The organism is Pseudomonas sp. c313, assembly GCF_055407145.1.
The window spans coordinates 287,806-314,224 of the sequence record NZ_JBUZRD010000004.1; the positions used below are offsets into that span (position 1 = coordinate 287,806).

The 26,419-nt window shown below is 58.9% G+C and carries 25 protein-coding genes and 1 pseudogene; 15 read left to right on the forward strand and 11 right to left on the reverse strand.

What is annotated here, in order from left to right; genetic code table 11:
• The first annotated feature begins 73 nt into the window (after positions 1–73).
• From ACZRKZ_RS14925 to gcvH, 3 genes are all read left to right on the forward strand, one after another.
• Positions 74–1,690: an ABC transporter permease gene (locus ACZRKZ_RS14925; protein WP_463981944.1), complete on the forward strand. Its 1,617-nt coding sequence runs from the start codon at positions 74–76 to the stop codon at positions 1,688–1,690.
• A gap of 156 nt (positions 1,691–1,846) precedes the next feature.
• Positions 1,847–2,929, forward strand: a complete 1,083-nt coding sequence (gcvT, locus tag ACZRKZ_RS14930) for a glycine cleavage system aminomethyltransferase GcvT (RefSeq protein WP_463967693.1) — start codon at positions 1,847–1,849, stop codon at positions 2,927–2,929.
• A gap of 51 nt (positions 2,930–2,980) precedes the next feature.
• A complete protein-coding gene (gene gcvH / locus ACZRKZ_RS14935) occupies positions 2,981–3,364 on the forward strand; it encodes a glycine cleavage system protein GcvH (RefSeq protein WP_463981945.1) in 384 nt (127 codons plus the stop codon).
• Between the two features lie 84 nt (positions 3,365–3,448).
• Here the strand turns inward: gcvH and ACZRKZ_RS14940 are convergent, their stop codons facing one another.
• The 6 genes from ACZRKZ_RS14940 to ACZRKZ_RS14965 form a co-directional block, all read right to left on the reverse strand.
• Positions 3,449–4,591 (reverse strand): DegT/DnrJ/EryC1/StrS family aminotransferase, encoded by a 1,143-nt coding sequence (locus ACZRKZ_RS14940; protein WP_463981946.1) that lies wholly within the window; start codon positions 4,589–4,591, stop codon positions 3,449–3,451.
• 154 nt (positions 4,592–4,745) lie between these two features.
• The gene (locus tag ACZRKZ_RS14945; protein ID WP_041161049.1) at positions 4,746–5,063 is read right to left on the reverse strand and encodes a DUF2388 domain-containing protein; all 318 of its coding nucleotides are present in this window, start codon (positions 5,061–5,063) and stop codon (positions 4,746–4,748) included.
• 69 nt (positions 5,064–5,132) lie between these two features.
• Entirely contained in the window at positions 5,133–5,579 is a 447-nt protein-coding gene (locus tag ACZRKZ_RS14950; protein WP_463981947.1) for an NfeD family protein, read from the reverse strand.
• Positions 5,580–5,589: 10 nt separating this feature from the next.
• Positions 5,590–6,510: an SPFH domain-containing protein gene (locus tag ACZRKZ_RS14955; RefSeq protein WP_463967697.1), complete on the reverse strand. Its 921-nt coding sequence runs from the start codon at positions 6,508–6,510 to the stop codon at positions 5,590–5,592.
• Positions 6,511–6,755: 245 nt separating this feature from the next.
• Positions 6,756–8,516 carry a type IV pilus assembly ATPase TfpB gene (gene tfpB, locus ACZRKZ_RS14960; protein WP_463981948.1) on the reverse strand — a complete coding sequence of 587 codons (1,761 nt, stop codon included), beginning with the start codon at positions 8,514–8,516 and terminating at the stop codon, positions 6,756–6,758.
• An 84-nt stretch (positions 8,517–8,600) separates the two neighbouring features.
• The gene (locus ACZRKZ_RS14965) at positions 8,601–8,948 is read right to left on the reverse strand and encodes a hypothetical protein (protein WP_463981949.1); all 348 of its coding nucleotides are present in this window, start codon (positions 8,946–8,948) and stop codon (positions 8,601–8,603) included.
• 127 nt (positions 8,949–9,075) lie between these two features.
• On the opposite strand from ACZRKZ_RS14965, the gene ACZRKZ_RS14970 reads away from it, so the two are divergent.
• Positions 9,076–9,546: an Lrp/AsnC family transcriptional regulator gene (locus tag ACZRKZ_RS14970; protein ID WP_133100867.1), complete on the forward strand. Its 471-nt coding sequence runs from the start codon at positions 9,076–9,078 to the stop codon at positions 9,544–9,546.
• A gap of 45 nt (positions 9,547–9,591) precedes the next feature.
• Here the strand turns inward: ACZRKZ_RS14970 and ACZRKZ_RS14975 are convergent, their stop codons facing one another.
• A complete protein-coding gene (locus ACZRKZ_RS14975) occupies positions 9,592–10,959 on the reverse strand; it encodes a CYTH domain-containing protein (protein ID WP_463981950.1) in 1,368 nt (455 codons plus the stop codon).
• Between the two features lie 159 nt (positions 10,960–11,118).
• Between ACZRKZ_RS14975 and argE the strand changes: the two genes are divergently transcribed.
• Entirely contained in the window at positions 11,119–12,267 is a 1,149-nt protein-coding gene (gene argE, locus ACZRKZ_RS14980) for an acetylornithine deacetylase (protein WP_463967700.1), read from the forward strand.
• Positions 12,268–12,402: 135 nt separating this feature from the next.
• Positions 12,403–13,701, forward strand: coding sequence for an amino-acid N-acetyltransferase (gene argA, locus ACZRKZ_RS14985; RefSeq protein ID WP_149412283.1), 1,299 nt, complete (start codon positions 12,403–12,405; stop codon positions 13,699–13,701).
• A 48-nt stretch (positions 13,702–13,749) separates the two neighbouring features.
• Here argA and ACZRKZ_RS14990 read toward each other — a convergent pair.
• Positions 13,750–14,441 (reverse strand): annotated as a pseudogene (locus ACZRKZ_RS14990) (taurine ABC transporter substrate-binding protein).
• A 368-nt stretch (positions 14,442–14,809) separates the two neighbouring features.
• Between ACZRKZ_RS14990 and ACZRKZ_RS14995 the strand changes: the two are divergent.
• The 7 genes from ACZRKZ_RS14995 to ACZRKZ_RS15025 all read left to right on the forward strand — a co-directional run bounded on the left by ACZRKZ_RS14995 (position 14,810) and on the right by ACZRKZ_RS15025 (position 20,982).
• Positions 14,810–16,135 (forward strand): OprD family outer membrane porin, encoded by a 1,326-nt coding sequence (locus tag ACZRKZ_RS14995; protein ID WP_463967702.1) that lies wholly within the window; start codon positions 14,810–14,812, stop codon positions 16,133–16,135.
• A gap of 281 nt (positions 16,136–16,416) precedes the next feature.
• On the forward strand, positions 16,417–17,055 hold the full coding sequence (locus tag ACZRKZ_RS15000) for a peroxiredoxin (RefSeq protein WP_463981951.1): 639 nt from the start codon (positions 16,417–16,419) through the stop codon (positions 17,053–17,055).
• A gap of 319 nt (positions 17,056–17,374) precedes the next feature.
• Entirely contained in the window at positions 17,375–17,968 is a 594-nt protein-coding gene (ssuE, locus tag ACZRKZ_RS15005; RefSeq protein ID WP_463967704.1) for an NADPH-dependent FMN reductase, read from the forward strand.
• A gap of 94 nt (positions 17,969–18,062) precedes the next feature.
• Positions 18,063–19,031 carry a sulfonate ABC transporter substrate-binding protein gene (locus ACZRKZ_RS15010; RefSeq protein ID WP_463967705.1) on the forward strand — a complete coding sequence of 323 codons (969 nt, stop codon included), beginning with the start codon at positions 18,063–18,065 and terminating at the stop codon, positions 19,029–19,031.
• A gap of 115 nt (positions 19,032–19,146) precedes the next feature.
• Positions 19,147–19,935, forward strand: coding sequence for an aliphatic sulfonate ABC transporter permease SsuC (gene ssuC / locus ACZRKZ_RS15015; protein ID WP_463967706.1), 789 nt, complete (start codon positions 19,147–19,149; stop codon positions 19,933–19,935).
• Positions 19,932–20,738 carry an aliphatic sulfonates ABC transporter ATP-binding protein gene (ssuB, locus tag ACZRKZ_RS15020; RefSeq protein ID WP_463981952.1) on the forward strand — a complete coding sequence of 269 codons (807 nt, stop codon included), beginning with the start codon at positions 19,932–19,934 and terminating at the stop codon, positions 20,736–20,738. Before ssuC ends, ssuB begins: the two co-directional genes overlap by 4 nt.
• 28 nt (positions 20,739–20,766) lie before the next feature.
• Positions 20,767–20,982, forward strand: coding sequence for a TOBE domain-containing protein (locus tag ACZRKZ_RS15025; protein ID WP_003213899.1), 216 nt, complete (start codon positions 20,767–20,769; stop codon positions 20,980–20,982).
• A gap of 47 nt (positions 20,983–21,029) precedes the next feature.
• Here ACZRKZ_RS15025 and ACZRKZ_RS15030 read toward each other — a convergent pair whose 3' ends face one another.
• The 3 genes from ACZRKZ_RS15030 to ACZRKZ_RS15040 form a co-directional block, all read right to left on the reverse strand.
• On the reverse strand, positions 21,030–21,779 hold the full coding sequence (locus ACZRKZ_RS15030; RefSeq protein WP_463981953.1) for a hypothetical protein: 750 nt from the start codon (positions 21,777–21,779) through the stop codon (positions 21,030–21,032).
• 17 nt (positions 21,780–21,796) lie between these two features.
• The gene (locus ACZRKZ_RS15035; protein WP_463967709.1) at positions 21,797–22,429 is read right to left on the reverse strand and encodes a TetR/AcrR family transcriptional regulator; all 633 of its coding nucleotides are present in this window, start codon (positions 22,427–22,429) and stop codon (positions 21,797–21,799) included.
• Between the two features lie 154 nt (positions 22,430–22,583).
• Positions 22,584–23,960, reverse strand: a complete 1,377-nt coding sequence (locus tag ACZRKZ_RS15040; protein WP_133100880.1) for a glutamine synthetase family protein — start codon at positions 23,958–23,960, stop codon at positions 22,584–22,586.
• Positions 23,961–24,238: 278 nt separating this feature from the next.
• On the opposite strand from ACZRKZ_RS15040, the gene ACZRKZ_RS15045 reads away from it, so the two are divergent.
• Together ACZRKZ_RS15045 and ACZRKZ_RS15050 are read left to right on the forward strand one after the other, a co-directional pair.
• A complete protein-coding gene (locus ACZRKZ_RS15045; RefSeq protein ID WP_463967710.1) occupies positions 24,239–25,018 on the forward strand; it encodes a gamma-glutamyl-gamma-aminobutyrate hydrolase family protein in 780 nt (259 codons plus the stop codon).
• A gap of 39 nt (positions 25,019–25,057) precedes the next feature.
• The gene (locus tag ACZRKZ_RS15050) at positions 25,058–26,416 is read left to right on the forward strand and encodes a glutamine synthetase family protein (protein WP_463967711.1); all 1,359 of its coding nucleotides are present in this window, start codon (positions 25,058–25,060) and stop codon (positions 26,414–26,416) included.
• Positions 26,417–26,419 lie beyond the last annotated feature (3 nt).

Here is a 26,419-nt window from a genome sequence, read left to right on the forward strand (position 1 = left end):
AGCTCGCTCCTACAGTAGAGCAACGGCGTGTTCTGCAAAGCGCACATATTCCTACCTTGATCGAGAGTTTTCCTTGGCCCACCCCGCTCAACGCCGCTGGTACCTGCCGGTCTTCACCGTCGCCGCCCTGGTGCTGTTGCCGCTGAGCGTCCTGTTGCTGTCGTGGCAAAGCATCGACCAGCAAATCTGGTCCCATTTATGGGAAACCCAGATGACGCGCCTGCTGGGTAACACCCTGACCCTGGTGCTGGGCGTGGGCGTGGGCGTTACGGTGCTGGGTGTCAGCCTGGCCTGGCTGACCAGCCTCTGCGAGTTCCCTGGCCGCCGCTGGCTGGACTGGGCGCTGATGCTGCCGTTTGCCATTCCCGCCTATGTTCTGGCATTTGTCTTCGTCGGCCTGCTGGACTTCTCCGGCCCCGTGCAAACCCTGCTGCGCGAATGGTTCGGCAGCGGCCTGCGCCTGCCGAGGGTGCGCTCCACCAGTGGCGTCATCATCGTGCTGGTGCTGGTGTTCTACCCCTACGTCTACCTGCTGGCGCGCACCGCATTCCTGGCCCAGGGCAAGGGCCTGATGGAAGCGGCGCGGGTGCTGGGGCAATCGCCGTGGCAGGCGTTCTGGCGCGTGGCCTTGCCCATGGCCCGGCCTGCCATCGGGGCTGGTGTGGCGCTGGCGCTGATGGAAACCCTGGCGGATTTCGGCGCGGTCTCGGTGTTCAACTTCGACACCTTCACTACCGCCATCTACAAGACGTGGTACGGTTTTTTCAGCCTTTCCAGCGCCGCGCAACTGGCAAGCCTGTTGCTGCTGGTGGTGATGCTGGTGCTGTACGGCGAGCGTCGTGCCCGGGGTTCCAGCCGGCCGAGCAATGAACGGCCGCGTGGCAAGGCGCTCTATCACCTGCGCGGGTTCAAGGCGGCAGCGGCCAGCGGCTGGTGCGGATTGGTTTTCGCCTGCGCTTTCGTCATCCCCATGGTGCAGCTGGTGGCCTGGTTCTGGCAGCGCGGCCGGTTCGACCTCGACGAGCGTTACGCCGGGCTGATCGTCCATACCTTGTACCTGGGCGCCATGGCGGCGTTGATCACCGTTAGCGTGGCGTTGGTGCTGGCGTTTGCCCATCGCTTGGCGCCGACCCGGGCTATTCGTTCGGGTATCAGCCTGGCCAACCTCGGTTACGCCTTGCCGGGTTCGGTGCTGGCGGTGTCGATTATGTTGGCATTCAGTTACCTGGACCGTGAACTGGTGATCCCGGTGTCGGACTGGCTGGGTGGTGCGGGTAAGCCGTTGCTGCTGGGCAGCCTGTCGGCATTGCTGTTGGCTTATCTGGTGCGGTTCATGGCGGTGGCCTACGGGCCGCTGGAAAACAGCCTGGCGCGAATCCGGCCCTCGCTGCCTGAAGCCGCCCGCAGTTTGGGGGTAAGTGGTCCGCGACTGTTTTGCAAAGTGTATCTGCCGTTATTGCTGCCGGGGACCTTGAGCGCGGCGCTGCTGGTGTTTGTCGATGTGCTCAAGGAGATGCCTGCGACCCTGCTGATGCGCCCGTTCGGTTGGGACACGTTGGCGGTACGAATCTTCGAAATGACCAGTGAAGGCGAGTGGGCGCGCGCGTCTCTGCCAGCGTTGACCCTGGTGCTGGTGGGCCTATTACCGGTCATCGGATTGATCCGGCGTTCAGCGCGACGAATCGGTTAGGTGTCAGTCCTACGGCTTGAGGCTACAATGCGCGGCATTCGGTGCGGTCCATCTTTTAGATCGGGTGACTGAACGTGGCTGCAGGCCTTGTATTGCAAGGTGTGTGGCCCGAACGGCAACCGTCCGCACCTTCGCCACGCCCGGAAGGAGAAACCCATGGGACAGCGTACGCCTCTGTATGACCTGCATCTCGCCCTTGGCGCGAAAATGGTCGATTTTGGCGGTTGGGATATGCCTCTGCATTACGGCTCGCAGGTCGAAGAGCACCATCAGGTGCGACGTGACTGCGGAGTATTTGATGTTTCCCACATGACCGTGATCGACGTCACCGGCCTTCAGGCCACGCAATGGCTCAAGTATTTATTGGCCAATGATGTTGATCGTTTGCATGGCTGCGGCCGTGCCTTGTACAGCGCCATGCTCAACGAGCAAGGCGGCGTGGTGGACGACATGATTGTCTACCGCACTGAAGCCGGCTATCGGCTAGTGGTCAACGCTGCCACCCACGACCAGGACATCGCCTGGATGCAGGCTCATTTGGGCAGCTACCAGGTGCAACTGCACGAGCGCGCGGACTTGGCCATGCTCGCCATTCAGGGCCCCCATGCTCGGCACAAAATCGCCGAACTGGTGACACAGTCCCGTGGCGTCCTGATTCACCAGCTCAAACCTTTTGAAGGTCAGGCCGACGGCGACTGGTTTATTGCGCGTACCGGTTATACCGGCGAAGATGGCCTGGAAATTATCCTGCCTGCCGATCAGGCCCCGGCGTTTTTCAACGACCTGGTAGGTGCGGGTATCTCGCCCATCGGCCTCGGCGCCCGTGACACCCTGCGCCTTGAGGCCGGGATGAACCTCTACGGACAGGATATTCACCTGAATGTATCGCCGCTTGCCGCCAATATGGCCTGGAGCATCGCCTGGGAACCTGCCGGCCGCGACTTCATCGGCCGCGCTGCGCTGGAAGCCGAGCGGGCTGGCGGTGTGAAGTTCAAGCTGGTGGGCCTGGTGCTGGAAGAGCGCGGGGTTTTACGTGCTCATCAGGTGGTCCGTATCGCCAATGTTGGCGAAGGAGAGATCACCAGTGGTAGTTTCTCTCCTACGCTAAGCAAATCCATTGCCCTGGCGCGTGTACCGATGGCGACCGCTGACCGTGCCGAAGTGGAAATTCGCGGTAAGTGGTACCCGGTCCGGGTGGTCAAACCGACCTTTGTGCGCCATGGTAAAACATTGATTTAAATTTTCTGGCGGGCCAATGGCCGCTGACATTTCTTCTTGAGGACACAGATTATGAGCGATATCCCTGCCGACCTGCGTTTTGCCGAAAGTCACGAATGGGCCCGACTGGAAGCTGACGGCACCGTAACCGTCGGAATCTCCGACCATGCCCAGGAAGCTCTGGGGGATGTGGTGTTCGTCGAGTTGGCTGAAGTGGGCAAGGTGTTTGGCAAGGGCGATCAGGCTGGCGTAGTTGAGTCGGTAAAAGCGGCCTCGGACATCTATGCACCGATTGCCGGTGAAGTGATTGCAGTCAACGAAGACTTGGGTGGCAGCCCCGAGTCGCTGAACACCGACCCGTACGGCGCCTGGATCTTCAAGCTCAAGCCAGGCAATGCCGCTGAACTGGACAAACTGCTGGATGCTGCCGGCTACAAGGCTGCCATCGGCGAATAAGCCCGAGAGCTGCAACGGCGCAAATCAGTGCGGGGGCTGGCAAGCCAGCTCCTGCATTTGATTGGGGGGGCTAAAAATCGTTATTTAGCTTGCCTTCAACACTGCTTTGACCGCCGCCACCGAACGCTCTACATCCGCTTTCGTCATCGCCGTAAACATCGGCAACGAAATAATCAAACGCCCGACTTTTTCCGCCACCGGGAACATGCCTTCCTTGAATCCTTGTGCCCGATACAGGCTCAGCAGGTGGATCGGCGGGTAGTGATAGCCAATGCCGACGCCGTGGGCCTGCATCTGCTCCATGAACGTGGCGCGTGCCGGCAGGCCGTCCTGGCGCTCCGGTAGCACCAGCTGGAACAGGTGCCAGTTGCTGTTCTCGAAGTCTGCCGGCGGCAGTTGCGCGCCGTACTCCTCTTCAAAATCACTGCCAAAACATTCGAAATAGTGCTGGGCCAGTGCTTGGCGATGGGCGGTGATGTTCTCTATATGGGCAAACTGACCCAGGCCGATGGCCGCCGCAATATCGGTCATGTTGAACTTGCCGCCCAGCACATCCACGTCCAGGCCGTCGAAGCCGCTGCGGGTAACGCCTTGCAGGCGATATTTCTCTGCCAGTCGGGCTTCTTCTGCGTTGTTCAACACCAGGCAGCCGCCTTCGGAGGACGTAATGTTTTTGTTCGCCTGGAAGCTGAACGACACAAAATCTCCGGTGGCACCAATACGCTGGCCATCCCAGCTGGAGCCCAGTGCCTGCGCGGCATCTTCGACGATGCGCAGGCCGTACTTATTGGCCAGCGTGTAGAGCATTGGCATGTCCAGCGGTAGGCCCGCCAGGTACACCGGAATGATTGCCTTGGTGCGCGGCGTGATGGCCGCTTCCACCTGGGCCAGGTCGATGTTGCGGGTGACCGGGTCGATATCGGCAAACACCGGTGTGGCGCCCACTTCAAGAATCACGTTGGCCGTGGCCACCCAGGAGATCGGCGTGGTGATGACTTCATCCCCAGGCCCAACGCCAGCGATGCGTAAGGCAATCTCCATCGTGCAGGTGCCTGAGTTGAAGGTGCGTACCGGCCGGCCGCCAAAATATTCCGATAACTGCGCCTCGAACGCCTGCACCTTGGGCCCGCTGGTGATCCAGCCAGAGCGCAACACATCACCAACCGCCGAGATGGTGGCTTCATCAATGGTGGGCTTTGAAAACGGCAGGAAGGGCAACTGGCTCATGACGTGGCAGGTATCCGTTTAAGAGAGGCAATGGGTAAGAACATATCAACATGGTTACATGCAGAGACTGAATATAGCCTGTCATCTGTGAACGAATTGTCACCCTCCAGGCAAAAAAAAGCCGCTTCAAAAGCGGCTTTTTCATGAGGCGGTTTTACTCGGAAGCGATGGCGTTTTTCGCCAGGATAGCGTTGGCCAGCTCCATGTCCGTGGCTTTCAGGCCAGGGTTGTCAGCGCGGACCTTCTGCATTGCGGCTTCCAGGTACGGGCCACGGATGCCGCCGTCGCTGGCGACGAAACTGCCGGCGTCGTCCTGGGCTGCGACCACGAGCTTGTGGTCCTTGAAGGTCAGGTACGTCGAGCCGGTTGTGGCGCCCGAGGAGATGACATTACGCCAGAAGCTGTCGGCCATGGCTGAACCGACAGGAAGGGATAGCACGGCGAGGGTTGCGACAGCATATTTGAGACGCATGATGGGTGACTCCAACTGGGTTATCTAAATCGTTGGATTATAGATAGCCCAGCCTAGTTCCCTGGCTGACTAAACAGTTTCAACCCGCAGAACCACGCCATCCTGGCCAATCACTCGGACTTGAGCCCCCACCGGCGCATCTTCACCGGTGGCCATCCACACGCCATCGCCGACTTTGATCTTGCCCCGGCCGTCGATAATCGCTTGATGCACCACGAAGGTGCGACCGATCAGCTCCGAACCACGCATGTTCAGCCCCGGTTGGTCACTGACCTTGGCGCTGCTGCGTTGGCGTTTCCACCAATACACCGCCGTCAATATGGACAGCACGGCAAACAGCAGCAGCTGCAGTTCCAGCCCAAGCCCTGGGATCAGGAACTTGAGCACGCCGACGGCCGCCGCCGCGATACCCATCCACAACAGATAGCCACCGGCACCGAACACCTCAAGGATCAATAGCACGGTGCCCAGTGCCAGCCAGTCCCAAAAAGACAGGTTCTGCAAGAATTCCCACATGGCGTGTGCCTCAGGCTTTCTTGTTGTCGAAGGTGGCTTTGACGATCTCGCCGATGCCGCCCACCGCACCGATCACCTGGCTGGCTTCCAGAGGCATCAGGATCACTTTACTGTTGTTGGCCGAGGCCAGCTTGCCGAGGGCTTCGATGTACTTCTGTGCAACAAAATAATTGATGGCTTGCACGTTACCGGTGGCAATTGCCTCCGACACCACTTTGGTGGCGCGGGCTTCTGCCTCGGCCTGACGCTCACGGGCTTCGGATTCCAGGAATGCGGCCTGGCGACCACCCTCGGCTTCAAGAATCTGTGCCTGCTTCTTGCCTTCAGCCGTCAAGATCGCCGCCGCCCGCAGGCCTTCGGCTTCAAGGATCTGGGCACGCTTGATCCGCTCGGCCTTCATCTGGCCGGACATGGCGGCCATCAGGTCGGCAGGCGGGCTGATGTCCTTGATTTCGATCCGGGTGATCTTGATGCCCCACGGCGCGGTCGCTTCGTCGACGGTGCGCAACAGTTTTTCGTTGATACCGTCACGCTGGCTGAGCATCGCGTCCAGTTCCATGGAACCGAGCACGGTACGGATGTTGGTTTGCAGCAGGTTGCGGATGGCGTGTTCGAGGTTGTTCACCTCGTAGGCCGCCTGGGCGGTGTTGACCACCTGGAAGAAGCACACAGCATCGATCTGTACCGTGGCGTTGTCGGCGGTGATGACTTCCTGGGGCGGAATATCCAGCACGCTTTCCATTACGTTGATCTTGCGACCGATGCGGTCCATGACCGGAATGATGATGTTCAGGCCGGGTGTGAGCGTGTTGGTGTAGCGCCCGAAGCGTTCGACCGTCCACTGATAGCCCTGTGGCACGACCTTGAAACCCATGAAGAGGATGGCGATAGCCAAGCCTACAAAAAGAAGCAATACGGTACCGATCTGCATAACGAGTCCCTGTCTGGATGGTGGCGGTAAAGCGAGGTTTGGTTGATTGTAACGGGCTTGTCAGAGATAAGAACGGTTTACTCGGTGAACAATCAAGGGATTGCATCACTCGTGGTGACGTGGCGGACCTTAAGGGCAAACCGTGCCCCCTCTACGGCGTGCTTTCATGATCTTTGGCCCCGCCCCGTTGGTCATTTTGTTAAATAAGTGTGCTGATGTTACTGGCATCTTTGGCGGCGTAATCTTTATCGCACTTCGTTCTGGGGCGTTACCCGCAACACTTCTTCAAGGGTTGTGAGCCCTTCGGCCACCTTGAGCGCGCCCGATAACCGCAGGCTGTGCATACCGTCCTTGAGCGCCTCGCGCCGCAGGGCCTGCACATCGGTGTCCGGACTGATCAGTGCCTTGACGTCATCGCTCATCCGCATGATTTCGTAAACGCCCGCCCGCCCGCGATAACCGCTTTCCCGGCATTCCGGACAGCCGACGGCCTGATAAACCTGCTCTGGGTGCGGGACCGGCCAAGGCTGGGTCAGGCTTTGCCAATCCTCTTGCGTCAGGGCGGTGGCCTGTTTGCTGTGCGGGCACAGCAGGCGCACCAGACGCTGAGCCATGACACCCAGCAAGGTTGCCTTGATCAAATAATGAGCAATTCCCAGTTCCAGCAGGCGACTGATGGCGCTCGGCGCGTCGTTGGTGTGCAGCGTCGACAGCACCAGGTGCCCGGTCAGCGCGGCCTGGATCGCCATTTCGGCGGTTTCCAGGTCGCGGATCTCACCGATCATGATGATGTCCGGGTCCTGGCGCATCAGCGCGCGTATGCCACTGGCGAAGGTCAGGTCGATGTTGTGCTGGACCTGCATCTGGTTGAAGGCCGGCTCTACCATCTCGATCGGGTCCTCCACGGTGCACAGGTTGACCTCGCGGGTCGCCAGCTGTTTGAGGGTGGTGTACAGCGTACTGGTCTTGCCCGAGCCGGTGGGACCGGTGACCAGAATGATGCCGTTGGTCTGGCCGGTCATACTTTTCCAGCGTTGCAGGTCGTTACTTAAGAGCCCCAGTTGGTGGAAGTCCTTGAGCAGCACCAGGGGATCGAAAATCCGCATGACCAGCTTTTCGCCAAAGGCTGTGGGCAAGGTCGAGAGGCGCAGTTCCATTTCTGTTCCGGTCGGACTTTTGGTCTTCACACGGCCGTCCTGGGGTTTGCGCTTTTCCGCCACGTTCATCCGCCCGAGGCTTTTCAGGCGGCTGACCACGGCCGTCGTCACCTGGGATGGGAATTGATAGACATCGTGCAGCAGCCCGTCGATGCGAAAGCGCACGTGGCCCTGATCGCGACAGGGTTCGACATGAATATCGCTGGCGCGCTGATCAAAGGCGTATTGCAGCAGCCAATCGACGATGTTGACGATGTGCGCATCGTTGGCGTCGGGCTCCTGGTCACTGGCGCCGAGGTTGAGCAACTGTTCGGGATTGAACGCGCTGAGCGTTTTTTGATCAGCGCCGCTGACGGACTTGGCCAGCCTGAAAAACTCCACGCTACAGCGCTGGATGGTCTGGGGATTGGCCAGCACGCGTTTGATCGAGCGTTTCAGTACATGGGCCAGACCTATTTCCCAACTGCACAGATAAGGCTCGGCGCTGGCGACCGTCACGCTTTGGGAGTCGAGGGCGATGGCGAGGATTTTATGCCGCTGGGCAAAGGCGTAGGACATCAGTGGCACCACCGTCGCCACGTCAATCTTCAACGGGTCGATGCGCAGGTAGGGTTGGCCAAGGTGACAGGCGAGCCATTGCGTCAGGGTTTCCAGGGACAGCGACTGGCCAGGGTGGGCGGGATTGGCGAGCTGCCGGCTGGCGAGAAACTCCAGGGGATGTAGTCCGTTGTTCGTCTCGTTCGACAACAGCTTGGCCATGTCTTCGCTGATCAGTCCTTGTGTGATCAACGCGGGTAGCAGCTCATCAAGCGTCAGCCTGCGATCCTGAGGGGTTGGCGCAACGGGCATGGTGAATTTCCTGGACGATATCGAGAGGTGCCACAAGGCTAGTTGCGCCTTGGACCTTGTCGTCCAGCAGGGTATTGCAGGCTTTTACTGAGCCACCGCCTGTACCGCCTGTACCGCTTGTAGCCGCGTGGATTCAAGCGGTTGCAGCTCCAGCGAACAGACGCTGATCAGGTTACGAAGTTTTTCACCGATCACCTGGGCCCGATGCCAGCTCAAACCGTCCATGACCACGTCGATGGTCAACAGGTCATCGTCGCGCATCACACTCACCTGCTGCGGCACCAGAAACTGCAGGGCGAAGTAGTTGAGCACCCGGCACAACACGTCGGGTTCCGCCTCGGCGAGGATTTGATAGTGGGCCCGGCAATGGCTGTTGTTGACTGCCCAGGCATCGACGCGGGTGGCTGGGCGAGTAGCTTCGACTGAGTGCATGGCAATTCTCCGGATTCGACTGGAGAAATTTTTACATTCGGCAGCGGGTATTTCTTATCTATGTTTGGACATATTGGCTTATAAATGAATAAATCAATTCGTAGGTATGACGCTGACGGGTATTTTTATGCACAGTGAGTTGGACATATACGACCGCCGGATTCTGGCGCTGCTACAGGAAGACGCTTCGCTTTCCAGCGCGCAGATTGCCGAACAGGTCGGCCTCTCGCAGTCGCCGTGCTGGCGGCGGATTCAGCGGCTCAAGGAGGAAGGGGTGATCCGTGGACAGGTGACCTTGCTCGACCGCAAGAAAATCGGCCTGAACACGCAAATTTTCGCCGAGGTCAAACTCAATGCGCACGGGCGCTCCAACTTCACCGAATTCACCGAGGCGATTCGCGGTTTCCCGGAAGTTCTGGAGTGTTATGTGCTGATGGGGGCGGTGGATTTTCTGCTGCGGATCGTCACGTCGGACATCGAGGCGTATGAGCGGTTTTTCTTCGAAAAACTGTCGATGGTGCCGGGGATTCAGGAGGTCAATTCGATTGTGGCCCTGTCGGAGATCAAATCAACGACGAGCTTACCGGTGTTGCGCTAGGTGGCCCTTGTGGCGAGCGGGGCAAGCCCACTCGCCACAGATTTTTCACAGGCGCAGTAAAGTCTTCCACGCCCGATTCTGATACACCGCAATCGCTTGGTGCATCCGCGCATCCAACGATTCATCGGTGATCGGCTGATTGGCCAGGTGCGCCAATTTATTCAGCTCACCGTACAAGCGATCCATTTCCGGGATTTCCAGTACCTGACGCGCATGGTGCAACCAGGCCAGGATGCGTTCGATGCGTGGCAGTTGCTCTGCCAAGTCTTCCGGCTGTTGCTGGTAGCGCTGCAGTTGCAGGGCGACGGCTTCGTCGGCCAGCAGGCGCGGTAGCCAGTTGGCGACTTGTGCCGCGCCCTGACGGTTGCCGCGTACGTTGCGATCAGTAGCCCAGGTACGGGCCAGCAGCCAGCGGGAAGTGTTCAGTGAGAACAGGCCCCAGCGCACGTCTTCCAATTCATCGGCGAACTGTTCCGGCGCAGCTTTGCGCACGTCTTCATCTTCGTCGCCGGCCTGGACCAACGGGCGCCAGTCTTCCAGCAAGGCGTCCAGCGCACTGCGCAGTTCACTGGTGGATTGGCGTGGCGCGGCTTGGCCGAGGCTGCCGATCAAGGCGCGCAGTTCGCCGAGGTTTTCCACCCAGTCTTGCAACAGGCGCCAGTGACCGTTGAAACGATACTGCTCGGCCAGGCGCTGGCTGCTGCCCAGCAAATGCCACATCACGGCGGCGAAAGCGTCGTCCAGCGGCGTTTCGGCGTGCAGCACCGGCGCTGGCAGGCTCAGGGAATAGCTGTTGGCGTCGAACAGGCGATAACCACGCTCGGCCTTGCTGATATCGCAGGGCATCAGCGCCAGGGTCGCCGCCAATTCCGCAGCCAGTTCCAGCAGCGCGGCGGGTTCGCCTTCGCGCAGTTCCAGTTCCAGTTCGCAGATTTCTTCTTTCTGTTTGCCGGCAATCACGTGGCCCAGGTCCAGGGCGGCTTCGATTACCACCTTGGCCTTGCCACGGCCCCAGGCAATTTCGGCGCGTTCGCGGACGAAATCGGTGGTGAAGATCGGCTTGAGGGTCTTCTTGTCCAGATCGGCCAGTTGCTCGGGCCAGCATTCGCCGTCGAGCTTCTTCACGTCGAGCTTGGCTTTGGCCAGTTTCCAGTCGTATTCGTTACGTTCCGACAAGCCGGCGACGCTCTGGCCACGGGTCTTGAGGGTCTGGATCACTTCGTCGCCATCCTTGCGCAGGCGCAGCGCCACCTTGGCCTGGGCCAGGTCACGCTCAGGCGTGTCGAAGTACTGGTTCATCAGCTCACGGCGTTCCCAGCCACTTTTGTTGCGTTTTTTCAGTAACGGGTGCTCACGCAGCGCGGCGAGGGTTTCGCGGCTGACGCGGAGCTTGATTTCGGTTTCTTTCTGCATGGCCGGAAAATCCAGGATCGGGAGCGCAGCCGGGGAAATGTGTGGCTGCCAAAGTCGTGCAGTGTACAGGACTGAGCCCGGCAACGTGCCGCAACGGTTTATTCCTCGGCGCAGATAGCTCTATGATGGGTTTCATCTGTGTAAGTTGAGAGACAGCGCATGCCTTTACCACCCATGAAAGATCAATTTGCCGCGCTGATTGCCGCACCTTCGGTCAGTTGTACCCAGGCGTCTCTCGATCAAACTAACCGGCCGGTGATCGACTTGCTGGCGACCTGGCTCGGCGACCTGGGTTTTGCCTGCGACATCCAGCAGGTCAGCCCCGGCAAATTTAACCTGCTGGCCAGCTTCGGTACCGGACCTGGTGGCCTGGTACTGGCGGGGCACAGCGATACGGTGCCTTACGACGGCGCGCTGTGGCAGACCGATCCGCTCAAGCTGACGGAAGTGGACGGTCGCTGGGTAGGCTTGGGCAGCTGCGACATGAAGGGTTTTTTCGCCCTGGTGATCGAAGCCGTGCAACCGCTGTTGGATCAACCGTTCAAGCAACCGCTGCTGATTCTCGCCACCTGTGATGAAGAAAGTTCCATGGCCGGTGCCCGGGCGTTGGCTGAGGCGGGGCGCCCGCTGGGCCGCGCGGCGGTGATTGGCGAGCCGACGGGCCTCAAGCCAATCCGCCTGCACAAGGGTGTGATGATGGAGCGCATTGATATTCTCGGACGCAGCGGCCATTCGTCGGACCCAAGCCTGGGCCACAGCGCCCTGGAAGCCATGCACGATGCCATCGGCGAACTGCGCGGCCTGCGCCTGGCCTGGCAGCGTGAATACCGCAACCCGCAGTTCAGCGTGCCGCAACCGACCATGAACTTTGGCTGCATTCATGGCGGCGACAACCCCAACCGCATCTGCGGCCAGTGCTCCCTGGAGTTTGATCTGCGGCCCTTGCCGGGCATGGACCCGCAAGTCTTGCGCGCCGCCATCCGACAGAAACTGGAACCCTTGGCCGAGCGCCATCAGGTGAAGATCGACTATGCGCCGCTGTTCCCCGAAGTGCCGCCGTTCGAGCAGGCTGAGGACGCTGAATTGGTGCGCGTTGCAGAGCGACTGACCGGCCATCGTGCCGAAGCAGTAGCGTTCGGCACCGAAGCGCCTTATCTTCAGCGCCTTGGTTGCGAAACCATTGTGCTTGGCCCTGGCGACATCGCCTGCGCCCACCAGCCGGGCGAGTACCTCGAAATGTCACGCTTGACGCCTACAGTGCGTCTATTGCGGGAACTGATTGAACATTACTGCCTGAAACCTGCATAAATTAACCACTGACCATCCCGTACATAAAGGAGAGTGAGCGTGTCGCCAAGCCTGTTCCGACGATAAGCAACAGCCCGCTGTGTGTTTTCACGATTCATCCTTTTTCGGCTGCTTTTTATTACAGGCCCAGGTTTTATGCCCGAATACGTCAATTGGCTTCGTCATGCTTCGCCCTACATCAACGCCCACCGCGACTGCACTTTTGTGGTCATGCTGCCGGGCGATGGTGTGGACCATCCGAACTTCGGCAACATCGTTCATGACCTGGTACTGCTCCACAGCCTTGGCGTGCGACTGGTGCTGGTTCACGGTTCGCGCCCGCAAATCGAAACCCGCCTCATCGCTCGTGGCTTGACCCCGCATTACCACGAAGGCTTGCGCATCACCGATGCTACGACCCTGGAGTGTGTGATCGACGCGGTTGGCCACTTGCGCATCGCCATCGAAGCACGCCTGTCCATGGACATGGCCTCTTCGCCGATGCAGGGCTCGCGCCTGCGGGTGGCCAGTGGCAACCTGGTGACAGCGCGTCCCATCGGCGTGCTGAATGGCATCGATTACCAGCACACCGGCGAAGTGCGCCGGGTCGACCGCAAGGGCATCAACCGCCTGCTGGACGAGCGTTCCATCGTGCTGTTGTCGCCGTTGGGCTACTCGCCTACCGGGGAAATTTTCAATCTGGCCTGCGAAGACGTCGCCACCCGTGCGGCCATCGACCTGGGTGCTGACAAATTGCTGCTGTTTGGCGCCGACTTGGGCCTGATCGATGAAAACGGTTGCCTGGTGCGTGAACTGCGGCCGCAACAAGTGCCCGCGCACTTGCAGCGCCTGGGCAGCGACTACCAGGGCGAATTGCTGGATGCCGCCGCCCAGGCGTGTAGTGGCGGAGTTGGGCGCAGCCATATCGTCAGCTACGTCGAAGACGGCGCCTTGCTCACCGAACTGTTTACCCGTGACGGCGGCGGTACGCTGGTGGCCCAGGAGCAGTTCGAACTGGTGCGCGAGGCGGCGATTGAAGACGTCGGCGGCTTGCTGGACCTGATCAGCCCACTGGAAGAGCAGGGGATTCTGGTGCGTCGCTCGCGCGAAGTGCTGGAGCGGGAGATCGAGCAGTTCAGCGTGGTCGAGCGGGAAGGCATGATCATCGCCTGTGCGGCGCTGTATCAAATCGCCGAGTCGGATGCCGGCGAGCTGGCGTGCCTGGCGGTCAACCCGGAGTACCGTCATGGTGGTCGGGGTGATGAACTGCTGGAACGCATCGAGACCCGCGCCCGGGCCCAGGGGTTGAAGACGCTATTCGTGCTGACGACCCGCACCGCCCACTGGTTCCGCGAGCGGGGCTTTGTGCCCAGCAGCGTAGATCGCCTGCCGTCGGCGCGGGCTTCGCTGTACAACTTCCAGCGTAATTCGAAGATCTTCGAAAAAACGCTGTAACCCCCTTTCTTGCTAGGAGCGAGCACGCTCGCTCCATTTGGCTTTTCTTTAATCGCTGACAAACTCCCCCGTCACAAACGCCGAATAATCCGGCAGCACCGTCTCCACCTTTCCTTGTTCCTTGAGAAACTTCGCCGTTTCCCCAAGCGCCTTGGCCGTTCCGCCATTAAGCAAGGCGTCGGTTTGCTGCGCCCTGGCATCGGGGAACGTCGAGCCGGTCAGCAACTCAGGGATGTCAGCAGCATTGGCACTGGTTGCAGGTTCACCACTTTGACTTTCGAGGTGTCCAGCCCCCAATGCTTCAAGGCGCCAAGCAGGCTGTAATGGGAGGTTGAGACGAACGGCGTGGCAATGGTTTTGCCGATCAGGTCCTGGGGTGTGTCAATGCCGCTGCCGTTACGCACGACTAAAGCTTCAGAACTATTGATCTGGGCCGATACGATGAACGCCACGATGGGTAGATTGCGCGAAGTGGCTGCTGCCAATGGGCTTGAGCCGAGGTTGCCGATCTGCACATCGCCGGAGGCAATCGCGGTGATTACGTCCGGGCCGCTGTTGAGGCGACGCCAGTCGATCTTTTCGCCGATGGCTTTTTCGTACAAGCCGTCTGCCTGGGGCACTTTGCTGGGGTCGATGCCGGTTTGATAACCAATGGTGAGGTTGGCCGCCTGCACGCTAAAAGAAAGCGCTAGCGATACAAAAACTGTAACAAATTGACGAGAGGATGTGCGTTTGGCCATGATGGCGTCGCCTTTTTGATCGTGAGTGACGTATGCAACTGTACGTTCACACTAAGCGATCTAAAAAATGGCCAACAAATACCCTTTAGGAATTAGCTTATGGAGCGGTGCCCCCGTTGTCGGGTCTATCGCCCCATGGAAAATCTTATTCCTGAATCGTATGAAAAAGGATGAAATAATTCTTTTTGGGTGTATGAAAAACTCATTACCCTGCAGGGACCAAATAACTGCGGTTAGACCAAGGTCGTAGACACGCAAGGTTACGTTGACTTGTCAGTCACGATCTGGCGCTAATCGCGCATCTGTGGATCAAGGGCGTCAGACCCGAGACCAAGAACTACAAAAATTAGAAATGAGAGGAGCGGTACATGAAGAAGTACACATTGGCGATCGCCGTCGCGGCTGGGGTTCTGGCTCAACAAGCAGGCGCCGCAGGTTTCGTTGAGGACAGCAAGGCATCCGTCAGTTCCCGGACCCTTTATTTTGATAACGACCAGCGTGAAGGCGGGTCGGACCAGCGCGAAACGGCTACAGGCTTGAAGTTCAACTACCAGTCTGGTTTCACTCAAGGCACCGTTGGCTTTGGTATTGATGCTCAGGCGTTGGTCGGTCTTCACCTTGACGGTGGCCGGGGCCATCACCCAGATAGCAACTCCTTCGTTCCAAGCGACACTGACGGCTCTGCCGTGAGTAGCTGGAGTAGCGCGAGTGCCAACGTTAAGGCCCGCTTCTCCAAGACCGAAGCTCACCTGGGTGGCGCTCTGGCGCCAAACCTGCCGATTCTGATTGCAAGCGACGGTCGTCTGCTGCCACAGACCTTTGAAGGCGGCACTGTCACCTCCAAAGAAATCGACAATGTGACCTTCAACGCCGGTCAACTTGAGCACGCCACCGGGCGTGCTTCGACCAACAGCACGGGCCTGTCTATCGCCGGCGCTAGTCAGGAAAGCAACCAGTTCCGCTTTGGCGGTGCTGATTGGAAAGTCACCAAAGACCTGACATTGCAGTACTACTACGCCAACCTGGAAGACTTCTATAAGCAGCACTTCCTGGGTCTGGTCCACGTCTACCCGATCACCGAGGGTCAGTCGTTCAAAACCGATCTGCGCTACTTTGACAGCAGCTCCGACGGCAAGAATGGCCAGGCTGGCTACCAGTTCAACAACAACGGTGGTTACGCGAAGGATACTGGCGAGGTTAATAACAAAACCTGGAGCGCCATGTTCACCTACTCCCTGGGTGGCAGTGCGTTCATGGTCGGGCATCAGCGTGTCAATGATGACGGTGGTTTCGTCTGGTTGAACCAGGGCGGCGTTGTCGACGGCAATGGTCGTAACGAAGGTGCCGGTGGTTCCAGCTTCTACCTCTTCACCGATAGCATGATCAACTCTTTCGTGCGTGCGGGTGAAAACACCACCTTCGGTCAGTACTCCTATGACTTCGCTGCATTGGGCGTTCCAGGTTTGAAAACCTCGATTGCTTACCTGTATGGCGACAACATCAAAGCCAAGAACGGTGGCAGTGACCAGTCTGAGTGGGAGCGCGATATGCGCATCGACTACACCATTCAGCAGGGCGCACTGAAAGGCTTTGGCACCACGCTGCGTCACGGTGCCTATCGCGGCAGCGGTACCGGCATTCAGGACCAGGATCAGACTCGTCTGATCTTTAACTACACTTACAGCTTCCTGTAAGCCAAGTTAAGAAAAAAACCTCGCGATAAACGCGAGGTTTTTTTTTGCTCGTTTTGCACAAGTCGGGCTCAACCCCCGCAAGCCCTTCCTGAACCCTCTTTTTTACAGCGTCTCAAGGCCTTCTCGAACCTTGGGTGCATGTTGGTCTGCGCCTTTGTCGCGGTCCAGTGAACAGATTTTTAATATTCCTTTATCGTCTAGATAAATCGATATTTATTCTTTTTAAATAACCCCTAACGCAGGCACAGTGGGCTCCATAAGCACTCATCAGGAGCCACACCATGAGCCTCAGACTGGGCGATATCGCCCCCGACTTCGAACAGGATTCCAGTGCCGGCAAGATCCGCTTTCACGAGTGGTTGGGCGATAGCTGGGGCGTGCTCTTTCCCCACCCGGCGGACTTCACCCCGGTATGCACCACCGAGTTGGGTTTCACCGCCAAGCTCAAGGACGAATTTGCCCAGCGCGGTGTCAAGGCCATTGCCCTGTCGGTAGACCCGGTGGATTCGCACCACAAGTGGATCGAAGACATCAACGAAACCCAGAACACCGTCGTCAACTTCCCGATCCTGGCCGACCCCGACCGCAAGGTCTCTGACCTGTATGACCTGATCCACCCGAACGCCAACGACACCCTCACTGTGCGTTCATTGTTCGTGATCGACCCGAACAAAAAGATTCGCCTGACCATCACCTACCCGGCCAGCACCGGCCGTAACTTCCACGAAATCCTGCGGGTTATTGACTCGTTGCAGCTGACCGACAACTACAAAGTCGCCACCCCGGCCAACTGGCAGGACGGTGATGAAGTGGTGATCGTGCCTTCGCTCAAGGATGAGGAAGAGATCAAGAAACGCTTTCCGAAGGGCTATCGCGCGGTAAAGCCGTACCTGCGACTGACACCTCAACCCAACCGTTGAGATCAGCCGAATCAATTGGATCAACTGTAGGAGCGAGCTTGCTCGCGAAGAACGTCAACGATAACGCAGCGTGTCGGGTTGCCCGCGGTGCCTGTGCGTTCTTCGCGAGCAAGCTCGCTCCTACAGGAAAGCAGGGGTTTTCAGGCCGTTTTTACGGCCTTTTTTTCGTTTGGCGATTGAATATCCTCATATTCATTTAAAGAATAAACAAATGAAAAAATGAGATTTATAGATATATGAATCTGCTGATAAGGTCTGTCCCATCTTGGCGCCATCGCCACACAGCGAACCGCCGACACTTGCTCAAGGAATTCTCTAGATGCTGGTCGTAACACTTGGTGGCAGTCCCAGCCCGCGCTCCCGCTCTGGGGTCTTGCTGGATCATTCCCGGCGCTGGTTGCAGCAGCAAGGCGTGGAAGTGGTGAGTTATCAGGTACGGGACTTCCCGGCCGAAGACTTGCTGCATGCGCGTTTCGACAGCCCCAAGGTTATCGACCTGCTGGCGCAAGTGGCAAACGCGGATGGCCTGGTGATCGCCACGCCGGTGTACAAGGCTTCGTTTTCGGGCGCGTTGAAAACCATTCTTGATCTGCTGCCCGAGCGCGCCCTGGCCCACAAAGTGGTATTGCCGATGGCTACCGGCGGCAGCATCGCCCACATGCTCGCGGTGGACTACGCCTTGAAGCCGGTGCTGTCAGCCCTGAAAGCCCAGGAATTGCTCCACGGGATCTTCGCCGAAGACAGCCAGATCGCGTACGGCGAAGGCAGTGCCCAGGCGCAATTGGTGCCGATTCTCGAAAAACGCTTGAGCGAGGCCCTGGATCAGTTCTACAGCGCCATGGCCCGCCGCCCCAAGCCCCTTGACCCACATGTGTTGAATGAACGTTTGTTGAGTGCTCGCTGGAGTATCTGAGCTTCACCCTGATCTAGAAACCCTCACCTTACTCAGCCGCCAACGGCCAAGCAGGTGCCGCCAAAATCCTAATCGCATAATTGGAGAGAGCGCCATGCGCACTGTCATCTTGCGTCGTGGTCTGGTCGCACTGTTTGCTGCGGCTGTGTCCTTCGGCGCCATTGTTCAAGCTCAAGCGGCCGAAACCTTGCGTATCGGCTATCAAAAATACGGCACTCTGGTAGTACTCAAGGCCAAGGGCTCGCTGGAAAAGCGCCTGGCTGAGCAGGGCGTGCAGGTGCAATGGACGGAGTTTCCCGGCGGCCCGCAGCTTCTGGAAGGGCTAAACGTCGGTTCCATCGATTTCGGCGTCACCGGTGAAACCCCACCGGTGTTCGCCCAGGCCGCCGGTGCCGATCTGCTCTACGTCGCCTACGAACCGCCGGCCCCCACCAGTGAAGCGATCCTGGTGCCCAAGGACTCACCGATCAAATCGGTGCAGGACCTCAAGGGCAAGAAAATCGTGCTCAACAAAGGCTCCAATGTGCACTACCTGCTGGTGCGTGCCCTGGAAGATGCTGGCCTGAAATACACCGACGTGCAGACCGTATTCCTGCCGCCCGCCGACGCCCGCGCCGCATTCGAGCGTGGCAGCGTCGACGCCTGGGTGATCTGGGACCCATATCAGGCCGCCGCCGAGAAACAACTGCAAGCCCGCACCCTGCGTGACGGCTCCGGCATCGCCGACAACCATCAGTTCTACCTGGCGACCCAGCCTTACGCCGAAAAACACCCTGAAGTGATCAAGGCGTTGGTGGAAGAAGTGCGCGCCGTGGGCGAGTGGTCCAAGGCCAACCCTGAAGAAGTCACCACTCAAGTCGCGCCGCTGCTCGGCCTGCCCGCCGACATCACCCTGACCTCAGTGAAACGCCAGGGCTACGGCGCGCTGTTCCTGACGCCGGAAGTGGTCGCCGCCCAACAGAAAATCGCCGACACCTTCTACCAACTCAAACTGATCCCGAAACACTTGAGCATCAAGGACGTGATCTGGACGCCGCCTGCGACCGTTGCCAAAGCGCCGTAATCCGACTTCTTCAGGAGACAACTCCATGGGCCTCAATATTTTTTGGTTCCTGCCTACCCACGGCGTTGCCAACGATATCCTCCCCAAAGCTGCGTCCCAGAGCTGAGGCGCTGCCATGAATATTGAAAAGTTAGGCCATCGACTGGCGCCCTGGGCACTACCGATTTTGTTGCTGGCGGTGTGGCAGTTGTCGGTCTCGGCAGGCTGGTTATCGACACGCATCCTGCCGGCCCCTAGCGCGGTGATCGAAGCGGGTATCAACCTGGTACGCAGCGGCGAAATCTGGACGCACCTGGCCATCAGTGGTTGGCGTGCGGGCCTTGGTTTTATCATCGGTGGCGGTATCGGTCTGGCCCTGGGCTTTATCACCGGCCTGTCGACGTGGGGTGAACGCCTGCTGGACAGCTCGGTGCAGATGATCCGCAACGTGCCGCACCTGGCGCTGATCCCACTGGTGATCCTGTGGTTCGGCATTGATGAGACGGCAAAGATTTTCCTGGTCGCCCTCGGCACGTTGTTCCCGATCTACCTCAACACTTACCACGGCATTCGCAACGTCGACCCGGCGCTGGTGGAGATGGCCCGCAGTTATGGCCTGTCTGGTTTCAGTCTGTTTCGCCAGGTGATTCTGCCGGGTGCCTTGCCTTCGATTTTGGTGGGCGTGCGTTTTGCCCTGGGCTTTATGTGGCTGACCTTGATCGTCGCAGAAACCATTTCCGCCAGTTCCGGTATTGGTTACCTGGCAATGAATGCCCGCGAGTTCCTGCAAACCGACGTCGTGGTGCTGGCGATTGTGCTGTACGCCGTGCTCGGCAAGCTCGCCGACCTGGCAGCTCGTGGCCTGGAGCGTGTCTGGTTGCGCTGGCACCCGGCTTATCAAGTGGCCAAGGGAGGTGCAGCATGACCGCTCAACAACCTCCACGCCTGCTGCGCGGTATTCCGTTGGCAGTGCGCAAGCTACGTAAATCCTTTGGCGCGCGGGAAGTACTGCGTGAGATTGATCTGCACATTCCGGCAGGCCAATTCGTCGCAGTGGTCGGCCGTAGTGGTTGCGGTAAAAGCACCTTGCTACGCCTGCTTGCCGGTCTGGATAAAGCCAGCAGCGGTGAATTGCTGGCAGGTTCTGCGCCGCTGAGCGAAGCCATTGAAGACACGCGGTTGATGTTCCAGGAAGCGCGTCTGCTGCCGTGGAAAAAAGTCATCGACAACGTGGGCCTTGGGCTCAAGGGCAACTGGCGCGCCAAGGCATTGGAAGCGTTGGAAGCCGTCGGCCTGGCCGAACGTGCCGATGAATGGCCGGCGGCCTTGTCCGGTGGCCAGAAGCAGCGCGTCGCCCTCGCTCGTGCCTTGATTCATCAGCCGCGCTTGCTGCTGCTCGATGAGCCGCTGGGTGCGTTGGATGCCCTGACCCGGATCGAGATGCAGCAACTGATCGAGAACCTTTGGCAGAAGCACGGTTTTACTGTGTTGCTGGTGACCCACGACGTCAGCGAAGCCGTGGCCATTGCCGACCGGGTGATCCTGATTGAAGACGGCGAAATCGGCCTCGACCTGCTCGTCGACCTGCCACGCCCACGGGCCCGTGGTTCGCACCGCCTGGCAGCACTGGAAGCCGAAGTGCTCAACCGGGTGCTGTTACTACCTGGTACTGCGCCGGAACCCGAACCTGTTGCACCGCTGCCTACGCAATTGCGTTGGGCGCAATAACTCACTTGCCCCATGAAGGAAGAACAACATGACTATTAAAGCCATTAACGTGCGTAACCAGTTCAAAGGCACCATCAAGGAAATCGTCGAAGGCGACGTACTGTCGGAAATCGACGTGCAGACCGCTTCGGGCATCGTTACTTCGGTGATCACTACTCGCTCGGTAAAAGAGCTGGAGTTGGTGATTGGCAGTGAAGTGATTGCGTTCGTTAAGTCCACCGAGGTGTCGATCGCCAAGTTGTGATCGATGGGCGACAGACGACCCCGGACGGCATGAGCCCTTCGGGGTTTTCAGCGTTTTGGGGAGGGATCTGAAGCGAGTTTCCAACCGTTGGTTGGGGCGAAATAACCCATGGCATGGCTGAACAGATCGTCGGCTAACGGTTCCACGCTGGCCGGCAGTAGCCGCTGGCCGATCTGCGCGGGCAGGGTGGAGTAGTCGATGTGCCAGGGCATGGCGCCAGCACGATGTTGGCCGAAGGACAGTTCACAGGCCAGCAGTGCTTGCGGATTCTCACTGTTGATACGTTCACGCAAGTGGCCGTTGGGTGTCAGTGGTGCAGGCCGGTCGGCGGCGAACAAAAAATAGTCGCCCGCGAGCACCAGGCACGCGCTGCGGGTCGGGTTGTCGTTGGCTTGTAGCCATTGGCTGCGACACAGACCTTTAGAGTCGGCAAGCCGCTCCCAGATTTCGTAATAATCATCGTCCAGGGCGGTTTCGATCAGGCGGTCGCGGGTTTCAAAATGCATCCGGCCGATATCGGCCTCATCGCTGGCGGGCTGAAAGTCGATGTGTCGATGCCACTGGCAGATATCGCCGTCGACCTGGGTCACGCCGGCAAAGCCTTTTTGTTCGCACAGGGCCAGGTGGTCGGCATGACTGATGGAGTGAGCAGGCGTGTCTGTCGGGATGCGCAGGTCGGCGAACAGGCGCGGTGTTTGCAGCCAGTACACCGAGGTGTGTTGATCGATTTCGCCGTTCTGATAGCTGATCAGGCGTCGTTTCCACACGCCCAGATAGTGTTCAGGGACTTGCTGCATAAACCCATCCTGGAATTTCAGTGGCTGCGCTTGGGCAGGTAGGGCGGCAGGTAAAGCCCTAAGTACGCATCAAATACGCGCATCCCTTCCTCGGCCATACGCAGCGTAATGTGGTCATTTTGTTGCACCGAGCGGGCGTAGACCCGGTCGCTCAGTTCCATGGCCAGGGCGAACACGTCGACGTCTGTGGGCAGGGCCGGCAGTTGGAAGTGCTGGTCGAACACGGTGAGCATCAAGCCCCCCAACTCCAGATCATGCTGACGGTCAGCCTGGGTCACTTCGGTCAGCCCGTGCTGGGCGAGAATCAACTGGCGGGCAGCGGCATCCTTGCTGTAGATGCTCAGCATGCGCAGTTCCACCAGGCGTGACAGATCGCGCCAATGGTTGAGTTTTTCATGATCGATAGGCGCTTGCAGGGCGGCGCGGAAGGCGGCGTGAACATCGGCCGTCAGCGCTTCCAGCAGCGCCGGGACGCTGGCGAAGAAGTGGTAGACCGACGACGGCGGAATCTGCGCCCGTTCGGCCACGCTGTAGATCGACAAACTGGCCACGCCTTCGGCGGCCAGCAAGGTGCGGGCGGCGTCGAGGATCGCGTCGATCCGGGCCTGGCTGCGGGCGCGGGGTTTGCGAGGGGCTGCGGGGCGGGTCATGGAAGTCTCCTACAGGGCAGTGGGCATTGTACGCAGAGCCTGAAGATGATCCATACCTGTGGCGAGTGGGCTTTTGTGGCGAGCACTTCGAAAAGCCGATAAAAAAACGCCGCAAGCCAAAAGCCTGCGGCGTTCCTTTTACTGTCGCAACCGCTTACACGGTATGCAGGTACCAGTTGTACTCAAGGTCGGAGATGGAGTGTTCAAACTCTTCCAGCTCACTTTCCTTACAGGCGACGAAGATATCGATGTATTTCGGATCGATGTACTTGGCCATCACTTCACTGTCGTCCAGCTCGCGCAATGCATCGCGCAGGTTGTTCGGCAGGCTTTGCTCGTTCTGCTCGTAACTGTTGCCTTCCACCGGAGCACCCGGTTCGATCTTGTTGGTCAGACCGTGGTGCACGCCCGCCAGGACCGAAGCCATCAGCAGGTACGGGTTGGCATCGGCGCCAGCCACGCGGTGTTCCAGGCGGACCGCGTCGGCGGAACCGGTGGGTACGCGTACCGCAACAGTGCGGTTATCCAGCCCCCAGCACGGCGCGTTCGGCACGTAGAACTGTGCGCCGAAACGACGGTAGGAGTTGACGTTGGGGCACAGGAACGCCATTTGGGCGGGTAGGGTCTCCAGCACACCGCCGATCGCATGTCGCAGTGCGGCGTTCTGCTCGGGATCCTCGCAGGCAAAGATGTTCTTGCCTTCCTTGTCCAGGATCGAAATGTGTACGTGCAAACCGTTGCCTGCCTGGCCTGGGTAAGGCTTGGCCATGAAGGTGGTATCCATCTCATGGTCGTAGGCGATGTTCTTGATCAAACGCTTGAGCAGTACCGCGTAGTCGCAGGCCTTGATCGGGTCGGCAACGTGGTGCAGGTTCACTTCGAACTGCGCCGGGGCACTTTCCTTGACGATGGCGTCGGCAGGGATGCCTTGCTCTTTTGCACCTTCCAGAATGTCCTGGAGGCAGTCGACGTATTCGTCGAGGTCGTCGATCAGGTAGACCTGTGTCGAGTGCGGGCGTTTGCCGGAGATCGGCGAGCGGGGCGGTTGTGGCCGGCCATTCACGTTCTCCTGGTCGATCAGGTAGAACTCCAGCTCGAATGCGGCGCAGATGGTCAGACCGAGGTCATCAAACTTGCTCACAACTTGGCGGAGCACTTCGCGAGGATCGGCGAAGAAAGGTTCACCTTCGATTTCGTGCATGGTCATCAGCAGTTGCGCGGTTGGGCGCTTTTGCCAGGGTTCATTGCACAGGGTGTCAGGGATTGGATAACAGATTCGGTCAGCATCACCGATGTCCAGACCCAGGCCGGTGCTTTCCACCGTCGAGCCATTGATATCCAGGGCAAATAGAGAGGCCGGCAAATTGATGCCTTTCTCGTAAACCTTGTGGAGGCTGGTGCGTTCGATGCGCTTGCCGCGCACCACACCATTCATATCCGCAATTAGAAGGTCTACGTACAGAACCTCAGGATGATCCTTAAGGAACGCGTTCGCTTCGTTAAGCTGAACGGCACGCGGGGGTACCGACATGATGCAACACCTTTGTTGTTAAAAATATCAATCATTGAAATCTTCGGGTTTCAGTCAACCCGAACGGCATGCCGAAGTCAAGCGAGGCCTTTTTTGCCCTAAAAAAGCGCCCTGAGGGCATTTTCGAGGCTTTTTGGGGCGATTTTTTGTATTTGGGTCTCTTGGAACCAGCACGTTTGAGCGGGCCGTGTTGTATTTTTTACGGGGGTGTTGTGTAAAAAAATGAACAAGGCTAAGCTCGATTCAAACCCATAACAGCAATAATACCGGGGTGCTTCATGTCTCGCCTGCCGTTAATCGGCGTCACCGCCTGTTCCAAACAGGTCGGTCTGCATGCTTATCACATCAGTGGCGACAAATACGTCCGTGCAGTGGCCACCGCTGCCAAGGGCTTGCCATTGATTATTCCGTCTCTGGCGGATTTGCTCGACCCGGCCAATATTCTTGACGGTCTGGACGGCATTCTCTTTACCGGCTCACCCTCCAATATCGAACCTTTTTATTACGACGGTCCGGCCAGCGCGCCCGGGACTGCTCATGACCCTGCACGGGACCAAACCACCTTGCCGTTGATTCGCGCCGCGATTGTTGCAGGCGTTCCGGTGCTGGGGATTTGCCGTGGCTTCCAGGAAATGAACGTGGCGTTTGGCGGCAGCCTGCACCAGAAGGTTCATGAGGTGCCGGGCATGATGGATCATCGCGAAGACGACACCCAGCCGCTGGACGTCCAGTACGGCCCGGCTCACCCGGTGACGATCTCTGCAGGTGGTGTATTGGCAAGCCTGGGTTTGCCAGAAACGATCCAGGTCAACTCGATTCACGGGCAGGGCGTTGATCGTCTGGCGCCTGGGCTACACGTTGAAGCAACAGCCCCCGATGGCTTGGTCGAAGCCTTTTCGGTGACAGACGGCAAGGCTTTTGCTTTGGGAGTGCAATGGCACCCCGAATGGCAGGTAAGCTCTAACCCGCACTATCTCGCGATCTTCCAGGCATTTGGCAATGCCTGTCGAAAGCGGGCAACACAACGCGACGCGGATGATGCGTCAACCAACGCCTGACCTTTAATGGATGTCAGGAAACTCAGCCCAGAGGCATTTATGAGTAACAACCTCGACCAGCTCACCGATTGGTTGAAAGACCATAAGATCACAGAAGTCGAATGCATGATTGGCGACCTCACCGGTATCACCCGGGGCAAGATCTCGCCGACCAACAAGTTCATCGCCGAAAAAGGCATGCGCCTGCCCGAGAGCGTCCTGTTACAGACCGTGACCGGCGACTATGTCGAAGACGACATCTATTACGAACTGCTCGACCCGGCCGACATTGACATGATCTGCCGCCCGGACGAGAACGCGGTATTCCTTGTGCCTTGGGCCATAGAGCCCACGGCCCAGGTGATCCACGACACCTACGATAAGCAAGGCAACCCTATTGAGTTGTCGCCGCGCAACGTGCTCAAGAAAGTCCTCAAGCTCTACGCCGACAAAGGCTGGCAGCCCATCGTGGCGCCGGAGATGGAGTTCTACCTAACCAAGCGCTGCGAAGACCCGGACTTTCCGCTGCAACCGCCGATTGGCCGCTCTGGCCGCCCGGAAACCGGTCGTCAGTCCTTCTCTATAGAAGCGGCCAACGAATTCGACCCGTTGTTCGAAGACGTCTACGACTGGTGCGAACTGCAGGAGCTGGACCTCGACACCCTGATCCACGAGGACGGCACGGCACAGATGGAAATCAACTTCCGTCACGGCGATGCCCTGTCTTTGGCCGACCAGATCCTGGTGTTCAAGCGCACCATGCGTGAGGCCGCGCTCAAGCACAACGTGGCCGCTACGTTCATGGCCAAGCCGATGACCGGCGAGCCCGGCAGCGCCATGCACCTGCACCAGAGCATCATCGACATTGCCACCGGCAAAAACGTCTTCTCCAACGAAGACGGGTCCAAGAGCGAGCTGTTCCTTTACCACATTGGCGGCCTGCAAAAATTCATCCCCGAGCTGTTGCCGCTGTTTGCGCCCAACGTCAACTCGTTCCGCCGTTTCCTGCCGGACACCTCGGCACCGGTTAACGTGGAGTGGGGCGAAGAAAACCGCACCGTCGGCCTGCGGGTGCCGGATGCCGGCCCACAGAACCGTCGGGTGGAAAACCGCCTGCCGGGCGCCGATGCCAACCCGTACCTGGCGATTGCCGCCAGCTTGTTGTGCGGCTACATCGGTATGGTCGAAGGCATCAGCCCAAGTGCACCGGTGGTCGGTCGTGGTTACGAGCGTCGCAACCTGCGCCTGCCGTTGACCATCGAGGACGCCCTGGAGCGGATGGAAAACAGCAAGACCATCGAGAAATACCTGGGTCAAAAATTCATCACAGGCTATGTCGCGGTCAAGCGGGCCGAGCATGAAAACTTCAAGCGCGTGATCAGTTCGTGGGAGCGGGAATTCCTGCTCTTTGCCGTCTGATGC

Bases quoted from the DNA above. Each gene is read 5' to 3' on its own strand.
- tfpB (WP_463981948.1), bottom strand. From the start codon at position 8,516: ATGCCCGTTGCGCCAACCCCTCAGGATCGCAGGCTGACGCTTGATGAG.
- ACZRKZ_RS15030 (WP_463981953.1), bottom strand. From the start codon at position 21,779: ATGCAGCAAGTCCCTGAACACTATCTGGGCGTGTGGAAACGACGCCTG.
- argE (WP_463967700.1), top strand. From the start codon at position 11,119: ATGCCTTTACCACCCATGAAAGATCAATTTGCCGCGCTGATTGCCGCA.
- ACZRKZ_RS15035 (WP_463967709.1), bottom strand. From the start codon at position 22,429: ATGACCCGCCCCGCAGCCCCTCGCAAACCCCGCGCCCGCAGCCAGGCC.
- ACZRKZ_RS15050 (WP_463967711.1), top strand. From the start codon at position 25,058: ATGAGTAACAACCTCGACCAGCTCACCGATTGGTTGAAAGACCATAAG.
- ACZRKZ_RS15010 (WP_463967705.1), top strand. From the start codon at position 18,063: ATGCGCACTGTCATCTTGCGTCGTGGTCTGGTCGCACTGTTTGCTGCG.
- ACZRKZ_RS14970 (WP_133100867.1), top strand. From the start codon at position 9,076: ATGCACAGTGAGTTGGACATATACGACCGCCGGATTCTGGCGCTGCTA.
- ACZRKZ_RS14950 (WP_463981947.1), bottom strand. From the start codon at position 5,579: ATGTGGGAATTCTTGCAGAACCTGTCTTTTTGGGACTGGCTGGCACTG.
- gcvH (WP_463981945.1), top strand. From the start codon at position 2,981: ATGAGCGATATCCCTGCCGACCTGCGTTTTGCCGAAAGTCACGAATGG.
- gcvT (WP_463967693.1), top strand. From the start codon at position 1,847: ATGGGACAGCGTACGCCTCTGTATGACCTGCATCTCGCCCTTGGCGCG.
- ACZRKZ_RS15040 (WP_133100880.1), bottom strand. From the start codon at position 23,960: ATGTCGGTACCCCCGCGTGCCGTTCAGCTTAACGAAGCGAACGCGTTC.
- ACZRKZ_RS15025 (WP_003213899.1), top strand. From the start codon at position 20,767: ATGACTATTAAAGCCATTAACGTGCGTAACCAGTTCAAAGGCACCATC.
- argA (WP_149412283.1), top strand. From the start codon at position 12,403: ATGCCCGAATACGTCAATTGGCTTCGTCATGCTTCGCCCTACATCAAC.
- ACZRKZ_RS15000 (WP_463981951.1), top strand. From the start codon at position 16,417: ATGAGCCTCAGACTGGGCGATATCGCCCCCGACTTCGAACAGGATTCC.
- ACZRKZ_RS15045 (WP_463967710.1), top strand. From the start codon at position 24,239: ATGTCTCGCCTGCCGTTAATCGGCGTCACCGCCTGTTCCAAACAGGTC.
- ACZRKZ_RS14965 (WP_463981949.1), bottom strand. From the start codon at position 8,948: ATGCACTCAGTCGAAGCTACTCGCCCAGCCACCCGCGTCGATGCCTGG.
- ACZRKZ_RS14975 (WP_463981950.1), bottom strand. From the start codon at position 10,959: ATGCAGAAAGAAACCGAAATCAAGCTCCGCGTCAGCCGCGAAACCCTC.
- ACZRKZ_RS14945 (WP_041161049.1), bottom strand. From the start codon at position 5,063: ATGCGTCTCAAATATGCTGTCGCAACCCTCGCCGTGCTATCCCTTCCT.
- ssuC (WP_463967706.1), top strand. From the start codon at position 19,147: ATGAATATTGAAAAGTTAGGCCATCGACTGGCGCCCTGGGCACTACCG.
- ACZRKZ_RS14940 (WP_463981946.1), bottom strand. From the start codon at position 4,591: ATGAGCCAGTTGCCCTTCCTGCCGTTTTCAAAGCCCACCATTGATGAA.
- ssuB (WP_463981952.1), top strand. From the start codon at position 19,932: ATGACCGCTCAACAACCTCCACGCCTGCTGCGCGGTATTCCGTTGGCA.
- ACZRKZ_RS14955 (WP_463967697.1), bottom strand. From the start codon at position 6,510: ATGCAGATCGGTACCGTATTGCTTCTTTTTGTAGGCTTGGCTATCGCC.
- ACZRKZ_RS14995 (WP_463967702.1), top strand. From the start codon at position 14,810: ATGAAGAAGTACACATTGGCGATCGCCGTCGCGGCTGGGGTTCTGGCT.
- ssuE (WP_463967704.1), top strand. From the start codon at position 17,375: ATGCTGGTCGTAACACTTGGTGGCAGTCCCAGCCCGCGCTCCCGCTCT.